The organism is Streptomyces sp. TRM70350 (genome assembly GCF_019219825.1).
Taxonomy (GTDB): domain Bacteria; phylum Actinomycetota; class Actinomycetes; order Streptomycetales; family Streptomycetaceae; genus Streptomyces.
The window spans coordinates 26,665-41,699 of the sequence record NZ_JAHUXH010000028.1 but is presented as its reverse complement, the minus strand read 5'-3'; the positions used below and the strand labels follow the sequence as shown (position 1 = coordinate 41,699).

The 15,035-nt window shown below is 69.9% G+C and carries 15 protein-coding genes; 5 read left to right on the top strand and 10 right to left on the bottom strand.

Annotated elements, in window-relative coordinates; translation table 11 throughout:
* Positions 1-54 precede the first annotated feature (54 nt).
* Positions 55-675, top strand: a complete 621-nt coding sequence (locus KWI83_RS30110) for a TetR/AcrR family transcriptional regulator (protein WP_374106407.1) — start codon at positions 55-57, stop codon at positions 673-675.
* A gap of 41 nt (positions 676-716) precedes the next feature.
* Here the strand turns inward: KWI83_RS30110 and KWI83_RS30105 are convergent, their stop codons facing one another.
* A complete protein-coding gene (locus tag KWI83_RS30105; protein ID WP_218517538.1) occupies positions 717-1,091 on the bottom strand; it encodes a helix-turn-helix domain-containing protein in 375 nt (124 codons plus the stop codon).
* 124 nt (positions 1,092-1,215) lie between these two features.
* On the opposite strand from KWI83_RS30105, the gene KWI83_RS30100 reads away from it, so the two are divergent.
* Positions 1,216-2,103, top strand: coding sequence for an NAD(P)-dependent oxidoreductase (locus KWI83_RS30100; RefSeq protein WP_218517537.1), 888 nt, complete (start codon positions 1,216-1,218; stop codon positions 2,101-2,103).
* Positions 2,104-2,110: 7 nt separating this feature from the next.
* On the opposite strand, the gene KWI83_RS30095 is transcribed toward KWI83_RS30100, so the two are convergent.
* The 8 genes from KWI83_RS30095 to KWI83_RS30060 form a co-directional block, all read right to left on the bottom strand.
* Complete coding sequence (locus KWI83_RS30095) at positions 2,111-3,067, bottom strand: Gfo/Idh/MocA family oxidoreductase (RefSeq protein WP_308122262.1); 957 nt, start codon at positions 3,065-3,067, stop codon at positions 2,111-2,113.
* Entirely contained in the window at positions 3,064-4,440 is a 1,377-nt protein-coding gene (locus KWI83_RS30090; RefSeq protein WP_218517536.1) for an NDP-hexose 2,3-dehydratase family protein, read from the bottom strand. Before KWI83_RS30090 ends, KWI83_RS30095 begins: the two co-directional genes overlap by 4 nt.
* Entirely contained in the window at positions 4,437-5,741 is a 1,305-nt protein-coding gene (gene rfbH, locus KWI83_RS30085; RefSeq protein WP_218517535.1) for a lipopolysaccharide biosynthesis protein RfbH, read from the bottom strand. The genes KWI83_RS30090 and rfbH overlap by 4 nt, the downstream gene beginning before the upstream one ends.
* Complete coding sequence (gene rfbB, locus KWI83_RS30080; RefSeq protein WP_218517534.1) at positions 5,734-6,729, bottom strand: dTDP-glucose 4,6-dehydratase; 996 nt, start codon at positions 6,727-6,729, stop codon at positions 5,734-5,736. Before rfbB ends, rfbH begins: the two co-directional genes overlap by 8 nt.
* Positions 6,726-7,793: a glucose-1-phosphate thymidylyltransferase gene (locus KWI83_RS30075; protein ID WP_218517533.1), complete on the bottom strand. Its 1,068-nt coding sequence runs from the start codon at positions 7,791-7,793 to the stop codon at positions 6,726-6,728. The genes rfbB and KWI83_RS30075 overlap by 4 nt, the downstream gene beginning before the upstream one ends.
* A complete protein-coding gene (locus tag KWI83_RS30070) occupies positions 7,790-8,404 on the bottom strand; it encodes a dTDP-4-dehydrorhamnose 3,5-epimerase family protein (RefSeq protein WP_218517532.1) in 615 nt (204 codons plus the stop codon). Before KWI83_RS30070 ends, KWI83_RS30075 begins: the two co-directional genes overlap by 4 nt.
* A 29-nt stretch (positions 8,405-8,433) precedes the next feature.
* A complete protein-coding gene (locus KWI83_RS30065; RefSeq protein WP_218517531.1) occupies positions 8,434-9,585 on the bottom strand; it encodes a DegT/DnrJ/EryC1/StrS aminotransferase family protein in 1,152 nt (383 codons plus the stop codon).
* Positions 9,586-9,937: 352 nt separating this feature from the next.
* Positions 9,938-11,365, bottom strand: a complete 1,428-nt coding sequence (locus tag KWI83_RS30060; RefSeq protein WP_218517530.1) for an NAD(P)/FAD-dependent oxidoreductase — start codon at positions 11,363-11,365, stop codon at positions 9,938-9,940.
* 280 nt (positions 11,366-11,645) lie between these two features.
* Between KWI83_RS30060 and KWI83_RS30055 the strand changes: the two genes are divergently transcribed.
* The 3 genes from KWI83_RS30055 to KWI83_RS30045 all read left to right on the top strand — a co-directional run bounded on the left by KWI83_RS30055 (position 11,646) and on the right by KWI83_RS30045 (position 14,553).
* The gene (locus KWI83_RS30055; protein WP_218517529.1) at positions 11,646-12,986 is read left to right on the top strand and encodes a nucleotide disphospho-sugar-binding domain-containing protein; all 1,341 of its coding nucleotides are present in this window, start codon (positions 11,646-11,648) and stop codon (positions 12,984-12,986) included.
* Positions 12,987-12,988: 2 nt separating this feature from the next.
* A complete protein-coding gene (locus KWI83_RS30050) occupies positions 12,989-13,570 on the top strand; it encodes a GNAT family N-acetyltransferase (RefSeq protein ID WP_218517585.1) in 582 nt (193 codons plus the stop codon).
* Positions 13,571-13,677: 107 nt separating this feature from the next.
* Entirely contained in the window at positions 13,678-14,553 is an 876-nt protein-coding gene (locus tag KWI83_RS30045; protein ID WP_218517528.1) for an NAD(P)-dependent oxidoreductase, read from the top strand.
* A gap of 236 nt (positions 14,554-14,789) precedes the next feature.
* Here the strand turns inward: KWI83_RS30045 and KWI83_RS30040 are convergent, their stop codons facing one another.
* Entirely contained in the window at positions 14,790-15,020 is a 231-nt protein-coding gene (locus KWI83_RS30040) for a ferredoxin (RefSeq protein WP_218517527.1), read from the bottom strand.
* Positions 15,021-15,035: the final 15 nt, after the last annotated feature.

The following is a 15,035-nucleotide window of genomic DNA, read 5'->3' as shown; positions in this document are numbered from 1 at the left end:
GCCCCTGCTCCGGCAAAGCTCTGGAATGAACGCTCTATCTGGTAATCTCGCCGTGTGAAGAAGACGCCGTCAAAGGATACGAAGCAGTCGCCGGACGCCTCCGAGCAGACGCTCGGCACCCGCGAGCGCATCGTGCAAGCGGCGTCTCGACTCATGCAGCGGCAAGGTTACGACGGCACGGGTCTCAAGCAGATCGCGCAGGAGGCCGAGGCCACCATGGGCTCGGTGTACCACTTCTTCCCCGGCGGGAAGCAGGAGCTGGCTCTGGCCGCGATCGACCACGGAGACCGGGAGTTCGCCGCGGGGCTGCACGCCGCCCTGGACGGCGACGGCGATCCCGGCGAGGTCATCGCCGCGTTCACCGCCGACCTCGCCGAGCGCCTCAGCGCCTCGGACTGGATCGACGGATGCCCCATCACGACCACCGCGCTGGGCACGGCCGGCCGCCTGCCGGACATCCAGTCGGCCGCGGCCGGGGCCTTCGCACGGTGGCGCGAGCTGGTCGCGGACCGGCTGCGCGCGTCGGGGATCGACGAGAAGACGGCCGAGGACCTGGCCCACACGGTGATCAGCACCCTGGAGGGAGCGGAGCTGGCGGCACAGGTGTCCAGGAGCAAGGAGCCGCTGCAGATCGCCGGCAGGCACCTGGCCCTGCTCATCTCCGCTCACCGCTAGGGCCTGTCCGCTCCGCTCACCGCTGGGCCCTGTCGTCCGGATCAGCCCGCCTTCGCGTCGTCGTCGAAGGAAACCGGGTCCGCCCCGATCCGCCGTATGCGTTCGGTGCCCCACGCCGCCAACGGGGCCAGGGCCGCGTTCAGCGAGACGCCCTGCCCGGTCAGGGAGTACTCGACCTTCGGCGGCACCTGGCGGTAGACCTCACGATGTACGAGGCCGTCCTCTTCCATCTCCCGCAGATGCTGGATCAGCATCTTCTCGCTGACCCCGGGCAGACCTCGCCGGAGCTCCGCGAACCGTCGGGTTCCGTGCTCGTGCAGCTCCCACAGGATCAGCGACTTCCACTTGCCGGCGACCACGTCCATCGCCGCGTCGATGCCGCAGAAGTAGGGACCACGTCGCGCTGACGCCGCCAACTGACACCCCCTGAGCCGTACTTACCGCCAGGTAAGTACCCCACTAATTAGTCGGTACTGGTGAACCCTAACGGCAGCCGAGAGGATCGAGGCGAAGCGTCGCTCAACACGAGGGGAACCGGACATGGCCACTCCCGACAGCGTCCACGAGAACGTCCACGTCAGCGTCCTCGGGCTGGGGGCGACGGGGAGCGCTCTCGCCGGCCTCCTGGTACAGGCCGGTCACCCGACGACGGTCTGGAACCGCTCCCCCGGCAAGGCGGCCGCCCTCGTCGCGCAGGGCGCGAGGTCCGCCCCCACGGCCGCCGACGCGGTCCGGTCCGGCCGGCTGGTGATCGCCTGCCTGCTGGACCACGCGTCGGTCCACGAGGTGCTGGACCCGCTCGCCGGTGAGCTGGCCGGACGAGCCCTGGTGAACCTCACCACGACGTCACCCGATCAGGCGCGGGAGCTGGCCGCCTGGGCGGAGCGGGCCGGATGCGCGTATCTGGACGGCGGCGTCATGGCCGTACCGGACATGATCGGCCACCCCGGGTCCTCGCTCCTGTACAGCGGGTCGGCTGAGGTCTTCCGGCAGTACGAGCCCCTGCTCGAACTGTGGGGAACCAGTGCCTACTTCGGCGAGGACCCGGGGCTGGCGTCCCTGTACGACCTCGCCCTCCTGGCGGGGATGTACGTGATGTTCGCCGGATTCCTGCACGGCGCCGCCATGGTCGCGCCGGCCGGTGTGACGGCCGGTGAGTTCGCCGCCCTGGCCACTCCCTGGATGGCCGCCATGACCAACTCCTTCGAGCAGTTCGCCACCGTCGTCGACGGCGGTGACTACACCGTCGGCGGGCAGCAGAGCCTTGAGTTCTCCGACCTCGGTGACATCCTGGCCGCCAGCTCCGCCCAGGGCATCGGCACCGAGGTGGTCGCCATGGTCCAGCGGCTCGTCCAGCGGCAGATCGACGCGGGCCACGGAGCGGAGGGCTTCGCCCGCATCATCGAGAGCATCAGGCAACCGGTCTGAGCGCCGGTCAGCGGCGGGCCGCCAGCTCGTCCAGGAGCTCCGCCTGACGCAGCCCGTCCGCACTGGGCGCCGCGCCGCCGCGTACGGCCGCGGCGAAGGCCGTGACGGCGTTCGCCACCTGGTCTTCGGGGGTGAGCCTGATCTCCTCCACCTCGCCGCCACGCTCGATCCGAAGCACGGGGGTGTGGTCCGCGGGCGGCGTGAAGGCGCGCTCCACGACGAGTCGGCCCTCGCTGCCCCAGAACTCGTAGACGTTGCGGTACCCGTGGTCCAGGCCGAAGGACAGGTGGACGGCGACACCGTCGGGCCCGGACAGCAGTGCGCTGCCGGCGGTGTCCACCTCGTCGCCCGGCCCCCGGCCGGACACGGCCCCCACGACGCGCAGTGGGTGACCGAGCATCAGCAGCGCAGCGCGGACGGGATAGACACCGGTGTCCCACAGGGCGCCGCCGCCCAGCTCGGCCTGGTAGCGGATGTCGGACCGTGGCCTGCGGGGGACGGCGAAGGCCGCCTGGAACTGATGCAGCCGGCCGACCGCGCCCGACCGCACCAGCTGCCTCGCCCTGGCGTGCTGGGAGTGGTGCAGGAACAGCACGTTCTCCATCAGGGCGAGCCCGCGGGACCGCGCCAGATCGTGCAGCTCGGCCGTCTCGTTGCGCCCGAGGGCCAGGGGCTTCTCCGCGAGGACGTGCTTGTCGGCGAGGAGCGCGGCCCGCGTCCACTCGGCGTGCAGGGCGGCGGGCAGCGCCACGTAGACGGCCTCGGTCTCGTCGTCCTCCAGGGCGGCGGCGTAACCGTGCAGCGGGCGGCAGCCGTACGCGTGGGCCAGCGATCGGGCCTTCGCCCCGTCACGGCTGGCCACGGCGGTCACCGTGGTGCGGGGACAGGCCGCGAACGCCGGCAGCATACGGCGTCTGGCGATGTCCGCGGCCCCCATCACGGCGATGCGGACGGGCTCCGTCACAGCGTCACCGCGCCGGTGTTGAGGGCGGCCAGCAGCGTACGGGCCTGCACGTTGACGTAGTGGCCGTGCTGCACCAGGGAGGCGAGCTGGCCGGGCGTGACCCAGGCGTAGCCGGCCGGCGGGACGTCCGGGTCGTCGGCCGGCTCCGTCTCCACGAACAGATAGCGGCTCTCCGCGTTCAGGAAGCGCCCGCCCTCCTCCGAGTGCACGGCCTCGTAGCGGATGCGGGAGGTGTCCGCGGACAGCACGGCATCGAGGAAGGGGGGACGGTCGCCGTTCGCGTGGTTGCCGGGTGTGCACTGCACGGTCGGTGCCAGTTCGATCGTGTCGAGGAAGCCGCCCTCCAGCTTGGCGTGGACCAGCAGATGGGGAACGTCGTCGAACCGCCGCGTCAGGAATGCCGTTACCCCGAGCCCGCACGGCTCGAACAGGGGCTGGCTCCAGCCGCGTACCTCCCGGTTGTCGGCCTCCACCGAGACGGCCACGACCCGGAAGTAGCGTCCCTTCACGTGCTCGATCGCGGTGTCGCCGCGCACCCAGTCCGCGACGTTCGCGAGCGGTATCCGCTCGATCCGCACCTCGTGGCCGGAGCGCTCAGCGGTGATCCAGGAACGCACCTGGATGTCGGAGCGCAGCGCGCCCGCCTCTTCGTAGCGGGTGGGAGCACAGGCCAGGACCGTGCGGGCATCCATGTTGACCAGGTTGTCGCGCCGCAGGAGTTCGCCGATCTGCCCGAGCGTCAGCCAGCAGAAGTCCTCGTCGAGCGGGACGTCCTCGTCCGTCTCGACGATCATGTTGCGGTTGGACTTGCGGAAGAACCAGGAGCCGTGCTCCGACTGCAGCACATCGGCCAGCACCCGGGCGCGGCCGGGCTGGACGAAGTAGTCGATGTACTTGACGTCGGCACCGCGGTGGACCTTGGTGTAGTTGCTGCGGGTGGCCTGGACCGTGGGGGACAGCTGGAGCAGATTGGCGTTCCCCGGCTCCATCTTCGCCTGCATGAGGCAGTGCAGCACTCCGTCGAACTCCCGCACCAGGATTCCGAGGATGCCGACTTCGGGTTGGTTGATGATCGGCTGCTGCCAGTGGGGGGTGGGTCCCGTCGGGGTGCTCACGGACAGGCCTTCGACGGTGAAGAACCTGCCGCTGCGGTGGGCCAGGTCTCCGGTTCCGTGCCGGAACGACCAGCCGTCGAGGTCCGCGAACGGGATGCGGTCCACCCGGAACCGGTGGGCCTCACGGCGCCGTCGCAGCCAGTCGGCGAAGTCGGCCGTGCTCAGCTGGGCCCCTGCGTCCCTGGCCCGCACGGAGCGGGCGAACCGCTCGGGGAGCCCGGCGTCCCGGCGCGGCCGCAGGGCGCTCGTCGGGCTCACCTGCGGCCTCCCACGAAGTCCTGCACGGTGGCGATCACATAGTCGAGCATCTCGTCGGTCAGGCCCGGATACACCCCGATCCAGAAGGTCTGCTCGGTGATGACGTCCGAGTTGGCCAGGTCGCCCACGACCCGGTGCGGACGGTCCAGATAGGCGGGGTGACGGGTGAGGTTGCCCGCGAACAGACGACGGGTGCCGATCTTCCGCTCCTCCAGGTGACCGACCAGTTCCGCGCGGCTGAACGGCGCCTCGGCGTCCACGGTGATCACGAATCCGAACCAGCTGGGATCGCTGCCGGCGGTGGGCTCGGGAAGCAGCAGATGGGGCACGCCGTCCAGGCCCTCGCGCAGCCGCCGCCAGTTGCGCTTGCGCGCCTCGATGAATCCGTCGAGCTTGTCCAGCTGGGTCAGACCGAGGGCGGCCTGGAGATCGGTCGCCTTCAGGTTGTAACCGACGTGGGAGAAGATGTACTTGTGGTCGTAGCCCTCGGGGAGGGTGCCCATCTGGTACTGGAAGCGCTTGAGGCACGTGTTGTTCTTGCCCGGCTCGCACCAGCAGTCCCGCCCCCAGTCGCGCAGCGACTCCACGATCCGGGCGATCTTGAGATCCGAGGTCAGCACACAACCGCCCTCCCCCATGGTGAGGTGGTGGGCGGGGTAGAAGCTGACGGTGGTGATGTCGCCGAACGTGCCGGTGAGCTGTCCCTGGTAGGTGGAGCCCACTCCGTCGCAGTTGTCCTCGACGAAGAAGAGCCCGTGCTGTTGGGCGAGTTGGGCGATCTCCGCGGCCTCGAACGGGTTGCCGAGAGCATGGGCGATCATGATCGCGCGGGTCTTCGGGCCGATGGCCTCGGCCACCCGGTCCGCGGTGGTGTTGTACGTCCCCAGCTCCACGTCGACGAAGACGGGGACCATGCCGTTCTGCACGATCGGGTTGACCGTGGTGGGAAAGCCCGCCGCCACGGTGATCACCTCGTCGCCGGGCCGCAGGCGGCGGTCCTCGAGCAGGTGCGAGGTGTAGGCGGACAGCGCCAGCAGGTTGGCGGAGGAGCCGGAGTTGGTCAGGTGCGCCTTGCGGCGGCGCAGCCGGCGGGCGAAGGCCGACTCGAATCTGCGCGAACTCGGTCCCGCCGCGATCCGCAGATCCAGGGCCGCCTCGACCAGGGCCGCCCGGTCGTCGGCGTCCAGGACGGCGCCTGAGGGCCAGATCTCGGTGACGCCGGGAAGGAATCCCTTGTCCGCCTCCAGATCCAGGTGGTACTTGCGGACCTCGTCCAGGATCAGGGACTTGTGCTCACTCATCTGTCGCTCCTTCGGCACGCGCCTGCTCCTTGGACGCCTTCCACCAGTGCACGTTGTCCCGGTACCAGGCGACGGTGTCGGCCAGTCCCTCTTCGAAGTCGATCCGGGGGGCGTATCCCAGTTCCTCGCGGATCTTGGTCTCGTCCAGCGAGTAGCGCAGATCGTGGCCCTTGCGATCCGCGACATGGCGGATGGCGGAGTGGTCCGCTCCGCACAGCTTCAGCAGCCGCTCCGTGACGGCCAGGTTGGTCTGCTCGTTGCCGCCGCCCACGTTGTAGATCTCACCGGCCCGGCCGCGGGTCAGCACGAGCTGGATCGCTCGGGAGTGGTCGTCCACGTGCAGCCATTCCCGGACGTTGGAGCCGTCCCCGTACAGCGGGACCTGCCTGCCCTCCAGCAGGTTGGTGATGAAGAGCGGGATGAGCTTCTCCGGGTGCTGGTACGGGCCGAAGTTGTTCGAGCAGCGGGTGATCGACAGGTTCAGTCCGTGGGTACGCCAGTACGCGCGGGCGATCAGATCGCTCGCCGCCTTGGACGCGGCGTAGGGCGAGTTGGGGAGCAGGGGCCACTCCTCGGTCCAGGACCCCGTCTCGATGGAGCCGTACACCTCGTCGGTGGAGACGTGCACCACGCGCGCCACCTCCGCGGCCAGACAGGCGTCCAGGAGGATCTGCGTCCCGAGGACATTGGTCCGGACGAAGGCGTCCGCCGACGCCAGAGAACGGTCCACATGGGACTCGGCGGCGAAGTGCACCACCGCGTCGTGGCCGGGCAGCAGGTCCTGCAGCAGGGCGCGGTCGCAGACGTCCCCCTGGACGAGGTCCAGACGCGGATGGCCCACCGGGATGTTGTCGCGGTTGCCGGCATAGGTCAGCTTGTCCAGCACGGTGACGCGGGCCTGCTCGTACCCCGGATAGCCGCCGGCCAGCATGGTCCTGACGTAGTGCGATCCGATGAAACCGGCCCCGCCGGTGACCAGGACCCTCACGCCGCCACCTCCACGCGGGTGTGGTCGCCGACCACGAGACGATGGTGTGCCTGCGCGTGATCGCTGGGACCGACCCGGGCCGAGCGGCCGATGAGCGAGCCGTGCAGGCCGGGCACCTGGGTGATCGACGCGCCGGTCATGACGATGGAGTCCGCCAGCTGGGTGGCGCGCAGGACACAGTCGCCGGCTATGGACACGTCCGGTCCGATCCGGCTGTCCTCCACGACGCTGCCGGCGCCGATGACCACCGGACCGACGATGCGGGAGCGCACCACCCGGGCGCCCGCCTCGACGACGACCGGGCCGATGATCTCGCTGGTGGCGTCCACCTCGCCGTCGATCCGGGCGGTCAGCTCACCCAGCAGGCGGCGGTTGCACTCCAGCACGTCGTCGGCCTGGCCGGTGTCCTTCCAGTAGCCGTCGTACTCCCCGGCCCGGACGTCGAAGCCGTGGCCGACCAGCCACTGGATCGCGTCGGTGATCTCCAGCTCACCGCGCGCGCTGGGTTCGATGGCCGCGACGGCCCGGTGGATGGCGGCGGTGAAGAAGTACACGCCGATGAGCGCGAGATCGCTGCGGGGCTGCTGGGGCTTCTCCGCGAGCGCCACCACGGAGCCGTCGGGGGCCAGTTCTGCCACCCCGAAGGCCCGGGGGTCGGGCACTTTGGAGACCACGACCTGGGCGTCCGGGCCCCGCGTCCGGAACTGCTCGGCGATCGCCGAGATGCCGCGCGGCAGCATGTTGTCACCGAGGTACATGACGAAGTCGTCGCCACCGAGGAAAGGGCGGGCCAGCGCGACGCAGTGGGCCAGGCCCAGCGGCCGTTCCTGGTGGATGTAGGTGATGCGGGCGCCGAAGCGCGAGCCGTCGCCGAGGACTTCGGCTATCTGGGGCGCCCAGTCGCCGACGATCACGGCGATCTCGGTCACGCCGAGGTCGACGATGTTCTCCAGGGCGTATTCCAGGACGGGCTTGTTGACGATCGGGATGAGTTGTTTGGGCATCGAATAGCTGAAGGGGCGCAGGCGCGTGCCCGCCCCGCCCGACAGCACCAGAGCCTTCATGACAGTGCCTTCCTTGCGGCAGTGGTGTGTGTGCCCCTGGTCGCTTCCTGCCACGTGGCCAGAATTCCCGCGGATCGCGCTTCGCGGACGCCGGGTGCTGTCGCGTCCTTGCGGGACATCAGCGGCGGCTCGGTGAAACCCCACGGCAAGGCGAGATCGGTGTCCAAAGGATCGATGTCGATCTGAGTGCCGGGCACATACTCGCTGGACAGGACATAGCAGATGCAGGTGTCGTCGGTGAGGGTGAGAAATCCGTGGCCGACGCCTTCGGGAACGTAGACGGAACGGCCCGACCCCGCTTCGAGAACATTGACCTCGTACGCGCCGAAGGCGGGCGAGCCGACCCGCAGATCCACGACGATGTCCCGCAGTGCGCCGCGGACGCAGGTGACGTATTTCGCCTGCCCCGGCGGGATGGCCACACCGTGGATTCCGCGGAGCGTATTGCCACGCGACGCGGAGTAGTTGACCTGCCGGGGCACGAAGGGACGGCCCAGGACCTCTTCCAGGAGATCGACGCGCAGGCCTTCGAAGAAACTGCCCCGCTCATCGGTGTGCTGGTCGGGGGTGACGACGAACGCCCCGGGGACCGCGGTTTCGGCGATACGCACGGACAGGGTCCTCTCCTCTTCGCCTCCGGTCAGGCCCGCGCCTGGGCCGTGCGGTGCTCGACGGCCTTGCGGAACTCGTCGGCGACCGTGCGGACCTCCGCGTCATCGAGGCCCTGGTGCAGCGGGAGCAGCAGGGTGGAGTCGGAGGCCGTGTCGGTGCCGGGGAGCACCACGCCGCCACCGCCGTACGCGGGCACCTTGTGCAGCGGCGGATAGCGGAAGGTGGTGTAGATGCCCTTCTCCAGGAGGTCCGCCGCCACGTGGTCGCGGATCGCCGGGTCCAGCTGGACCCAGTAGAAGTAGTGGGAGCTGGTGTGACCGGCCGGCAGCGCGGGCGGCAGCCGGACTCCCTCGACATCGGCGAGCAGCCGGTCGTACTGCTCGGCGATCGCCCGGCGGCGCTCGACGAACTCGGGCAGCCTGCGCAGCTGCACGCCGCCGATGGCGGCCGTGAGGTCGTTGCCGATGATCCGGCGGCCGAAGTCCCGTACGTTCAGCTCCCACCACCGGGCGGAGACCCGGGCGGCGGAGAAGCCGCTGGACTGTTCGAGACCGTGGTAGGCGAGCCGGCGTGCCGTGCGGGCCAGTTCCGCGTCCCGTACGTACAGCATGCCGCCGTCGCCCGTGACGAGGACCTTCATGGAGTCGAAGCTCCACATGGCCACGTCGCCGAAGGTGCCGCACTTCCTGCCGTTCACACCCGAGGCGACGGCGCAGGCCGCGTCCTCGATCAGCTGGACGCCCCGTGCGCGGCACAGGTCGGCGATGCCGGCGATGTCACCCGGGTAGCCGCCGTAGTGCAGCAGGAGGACGGCCTTCGTCCGTGGGGTGAGGGCCCGTTCGACATGCTCGACGGTGGGGTTGAGCGTGTGCGGGTCGACGTCGCAGAAGACCGGGCGCGCACCGGAGGCGGCCACGGCGTTGCCGGCGGCGACGAAGCTCACGGAGGGGAGCACCACGTCGTCACCGGCGCGCAGGCCGAGTAGTTCGGTGCTCAGGAACAGCCCCGCGGTGGCCGAGTTGATGAAGATCGTGTGCTCTGCGGGCACGCCCAGGTGCTCGGCGAAACGGGCCTCGAACTTCTTTGTCCGGGGACCGTGGCCGAGCCAATTGCTCTCGAACACCTCTGAGATCGCGCTGAGTTCCTCCGCTCCCAGACTGGGCTGGAAGACATTGATCATCGTGATGCTCCGATCGGGATATCCGGGGTGGGCCAGCGCGGGGCAATGACGGTACGACGAAAAATCAGGGCCCCGGGGACGAGCACGACGTATTTCCGGTCGCGCCCCGGGGGCCACCGGGACCGCACCGAGGAACCTACCGGCCCCGCCGAAAGAGCCAGTAACGCGGTGGTAATCATTCATCCCCGGGCCCGACAATCCAGAAAACGACCTTTCCTCGTGTCGGAGGCGGTGTCCTGTCGAATCAAATCGGGGCCGCCGGCAGGACGCCGGGGGGCGGCCGAAGGGTCCGGGAGAACACTTCCGGACCCTTCGGCTCCCCTTTCCGAGGCGCGGCCGTCCGGGCGGCTTGTCAGCCGAGAAGCGCGGTGACCTGGCGGGCCGCGAGCAGTCCCGACTCGATCGCGCCGTCGATGAAGGCGCCGTGCCAGCCGCTGGCGATGTCGCCGCCGGCGAAGACGACGCGCCGGTGCGGCTGCTGAACGGCGGGCAGTTGCCGCAGCAGCTGGCCGGGCCGGCGCATTCCCCACGCACCCTGCGCGTAGGGGTCGCGGCCCCAGTCCTTCGCGCGGTAGTCCACCAGCTGCGCCTTGGGCAGGAACGCCCGCAGGGCGGCCTGGACCTGCGCTCGGTCGGACACGTTCAGGGAGGGCCCGCTGAAGCCGATCACCAGCCGGCTGCCGTCGGGGAGCTGCTGCTGCGGCACGAGCTGCAGCAGGGGCGCGCGCTCGTCGCCCTGCGCGTAGACGGCGTCGGTGTCGCCGCGGACCTGCATCCATATCTTGGTCCCGTGCGGAACGCCGATCCCTTCCCTCGTGGCGTCCGCGTGCGCCTGCGGGAGCCCCGGCTCGAAGGTGATCGTCTTCCACATGTTGGTGGGGATCGCCACCACGACGACCGGCGCGGAGTAGCGCCTGCCGCCGGCCACCTCGACGGTGACCATCCGCGACTGCTGAACGACCCTGGTGACCGGGGAGTTGAACAGCACCGGGGCCTTCGCCTCGCCGAGCATCGCCTTCAGCAGCGCGGTCATGCCCTGGGCGGGCTTGAGGCTCGTGGTCAGCTCCGGGCGGCCCGCGGCCAGCCGCTCCCACTGGGCCATGCTCGTGAGTGCGCCGCGGGTGCTCGGTCCGCCCGAGTAGAGAACGGCGCTTCCGTTGAGCCACTTGTAGCGGACGGGGTCGAGGTCGAGCTGGCCGATCCGGTCGGCCATGGACAGCTTGTCCACCTCCGCGAGCAGGTCACTGCGGTACAGCGGCTCCGTGGGGCGCTCGAAGTACCGCTCCGACCCGTCGTACAGGCGCACGTTGAGGGCACTCAGCTCGGCCCCGGCGGCCACCGGGTCGACCTCCTCGAACCCGCTCGCCGCCGGCATGACCATGCGCGTGGCCGCCACGTCCTGGACCGTGGTGAGGCCGTAGCGCTTGAACTCGTTCAGCACGTGGTGGTGCTCGGGCCCGAGCCAGCCTCCGCCGATCTCGACGCGCTGGCCGGCGAAGGTGCCCGTCCAGACGCGGCCGCCGATCCGGTCCCGGGCCTCCAGGACCACCGTTCGCAGCCCGGCGGCACTCAGTTCCCGGGCCACGGTGCCGCCCGCATAGCCCGCTCCGACGACGATCGCGTCCACCGGGGCTTCGTCGGCGTACGCGGACCTCGATCCGGCGGCCGCCAGTGGCACACCCAGTGCCATGGCCCCGGCGGCCTTCAGCAGGGACCTCCTGCCCGGACCGCGACCGCGCACGGGCCGCGCGTCGCTGTGTGCAGTGCGCTCGGAACTCATGTGTGACACTCCTCGAAAGCGGGAAGGACGGTTCTGATGAGCCGGCGCGATCAGCGGCCCGGCGAATTCTTTTCCTATCTGCCACGCCGTAATTTTCGGGTAATCACCCGGTCTCGGCGAAAGCCGGAAAAGACCGATTGCACGGAATCGGAGATTCGCATTACTCCGCGGTTACCGGCCAGTGCGGAGCGCCCTGTTAACTTCAGCGCACACCCGTGTCTCTCATATGCCGTTCGTTCGGCATGAATTCAAGGTCTAGGGGCAGCAGCTGATGCGCGTCATGTTCACCATCTGGCCGGGCACGGCCCACCTTTACCCGCTCACTCCACTCGCCTGGGCGCTGCAGAGCGCCGGGCACGAGGTATGCGTGGCCGCGCATCCCAGCATGGCCGAGGGCATCGCGTCCGTCGGTCTCACGCCCGTCCTGCTCGGCGACGAGGGGCTGATGCCCGTGCCGTGGGACGGGGAGAACGCCAAGGACCGCGATGTCGAGGGCGAACTCGACCGGCTCACCGAAGCCCTGGACCTGGCTCCCGAGGACCGCTACCCGTGGGAGAGCCTGCGCACGTTCCTCTTCCCGGTGATGTGGGACTTCCATCCCATCGGCGACTTCCCCTCGGACAGCTACCCGTGGGTGGAACGGCTGGTGGACGCCGCCCGTGACTGGCGGCCCGACCTGGTCCTCTGGGACCCCTGCTGGCCCTCGTCGTCCGTGGCCGCCCGGGCCAGCGGGGCGGCGCACGCCCGCCTGCTGTGGGGGCTCGACTACTGGGGCTGGACCGTGGACCGGTTCGCCGACCGCCGGCGTGTGCTCGGATCGGCCCTCGGCACCAATCCGATGGAGGACTCGGTGCGGGCCATCGCCGACCGCTACGGCTTCGAGGTCGACGAGGAACTGCTGCTCGGCCAGTGGACGGTGGACCCGACCCCTTCGGGCATGCGCCTGAAGACGCGCACCCGCACCCTGCCGATGCAGTGGATTCCCTACACGGGCGCGGCCCCGATTCCGTCGTGGCTGCAGGCCCGCCCCGCCCGGCCCAGGGTGGCCGTTTCGCTCGGCATGTCGATGCGCGCCTTCTTCGAGGAGAGCAGGCCCAGGGTCGAATCCCTGCTGGAGACGGTGGCCGACATGGACGTCGACGTGGTCGCCACGCTCAACAAGGAGCAGCTGCGGGACATCCCGGTCCCGGACAACGTCCGCACCGTCGACTACCTGCCCCTCACCCAGCTGCTGCCCTCGAGTTCGGTCTTCATCCACCACGGCGGTACGGGTTCCTTCAACGCCGCGGCGGCCCTGGGCGTGCCGCAGCTGATCACCTCCGACGTCAACGACTTCACGACGATCGACGACGAGGGGAACAAGAAGACCTTCACCACGCAGCACATGGACGTGCCGCCCACCTCCGCCTACCTGGTCGAAAGCGGTGCCGGCCTGACCCTGAACCACCAGGAGCTGAGCCGGGCGGAGATGCGCGAGCGGCTCGAACGGGTCCTGCACGATCCGGCCTTCCGGCGGGGCGCGGCCGCGATGAGGGAGGACATCGTCGCGGCACCGACTCCGACGGAGATCATTCCGATCCTGGAACGGCTCACCGCCGTCCACAAGCCGGAAGCCAGGTGACCGTGTTAGGTCTCCCCCTCGGCGACGGCGCCGAGCTGCGCCCCCTCGAACCGTGGCAGGCGCAGGAGTTCGCCGCGCACACCGCGCGCATCCGCGACCGTCTCTCTCCCTGGCTTCCCTGGGCCGACACGGTCAGGGACACCGAGTCGGCCCGGCGGTGGCTGCAGGAGTTCGCCGACAGCCAGGCCAACGACGGCCCGCGCGTGTACGGCATCCTCCTGCGCGGCGAACTCGTGGGCGGCACGCTCTTCCGGCTTTTCGACCCGGCGATCGGCCTGTGCGAGCTGGGCGTGTGGCTGGCTCCCGAGGCCGAGGGGCGCGGCCTGGCGACCCGGGCGGCAGCCGCACTGGCCGACTGGGCGGTCACCGTCCGCGGCATGACCCGGGTCCAGTGGCTGGTCGACTCGAACAACGCGCGCAGCATCGCCGTCGCCAAGCGGCTCGGCATGTCGTACGAGGGAACCATGCGCCGCGCCATGGTGCTGACCGACGGTCAGCGCAATGACCTGCAGGTGTGGTCGGTCCTCGCCGACGAGTGGAAGGCTCGCCGGGAGGCCCGACAGACGTGGGTCCGAACTAGTTAGAGCGTTCCACTCAGTCCTGTGCTAGGTTCTGAGCACGGGCTAAATGGAGCGCTCGTTTTAGTCCTCGTTGAGTCATCCTCGCCGCAGACCCCGGAGGTCCATCTCTCATGACCGGCAAGCAGTCCGTCACCGTCATCGGACTCGGCCCCATGGGCCAGGCCATGGTGAACGCCTTCCTCGACAAGGGCCACCAGGTCACCGTCTGGAACCGCACCGCGTCCCGAGCCGACGCGCTGGTCGCGCGCGGTGCCGTACTGGCCAGCAGCCCCGAGGAGGCCGTCAAGGCCAACGAACTGATCATCCTGAGCCTGACCGACTACGAGGCCATGTACGCCGTGCTGGAGACGGCTCAGGAAGCGCTGGCCGGCCGGGTCCTCGTCAACCTCAGCTCGGACACCCCCGGCAAGACCCGGGACGGTGCCCGCTGGGTGACCGAGCGCGGCGGCATCCACATCACCGGTGGCGTCACCGTCCCGCCGTCGGGCATCGGCGACCCGGAGTCCTCGACGTACTACAGCGGGCCGCGTGAGCACTTCGAGCAGCACAAGGCCACCCTGGAGGCACTGACCAGCACCGACTACCGGGGCGAGGACCCGGGCCTGGCCGCGCTGGTGTACCAGATCGGCATGGCCATGTTCTGGACGTCCATGCTGGGCTACTGGCAGGCCGTCGCCATCGGCGACGCCAACGGCCTCAAGGCCTCGGACGTGCTGCCCAGCGCGGAGGAGACCATGACGGCCATGCCCGGCTTCCTCTCCTTCTACGCGCAGCGCATCGACGCCGGGAACCACGAGGGCGACGTCGACCGCCTCGCCATGGGTCTGGCCAGTGTCGAGCACGTGCTGCACACCATCGAGGACGCGGGCGTCGACACCACGCTCCAGGCCGCGGTCGTCGAGCTCTTCCGACGGGGCGTCGAGGCCGGCCACGCGGCCGACAGCTTCTCCAGCCTGGTGGAGCTGATGAAGAAGAAGGCCGCCTGAGGCCAGTCGGAGAACTCCGGGCGGCCGGTACCGCCCGGGCCCGACGTCGCAGATCCCAGGACCGGGCCCGCCCGCCGCACACGGGCGGGCCCGGTCCTGCCCTGTGCTCGTGCCGCCCGGCAACGCCCCGCACCCCGCGGCGAAAACCCCTGAAACGGGTGCCGCATGAGAAAGCGTCCGCCCGGGGAGCCATGGCGGCTCTCCGAGCGGACGCTCCGTCGGCGGCGGGGCCGCGGTCAGACGCCGCTGTCGGCCTGGGAACCGGCCGAGGCCAGCCGGATGGCCTCGGTGGGGCAGACGTCGAGCACACTGCTCGCCGCTTCGATGTCCTCCGGCTCCACCAGCTCGGTCCTCAGCGCCACGGAGTACCCTTCGGCACTCACTCTGAACAGCTGCGGATGCATGGCCTCGCAGGTGCCGGCCCCGGTGCAGGCCGCCGTGTCAATGGACAGGATCTTCTTGCTCACGGGCCTCCTCACTCC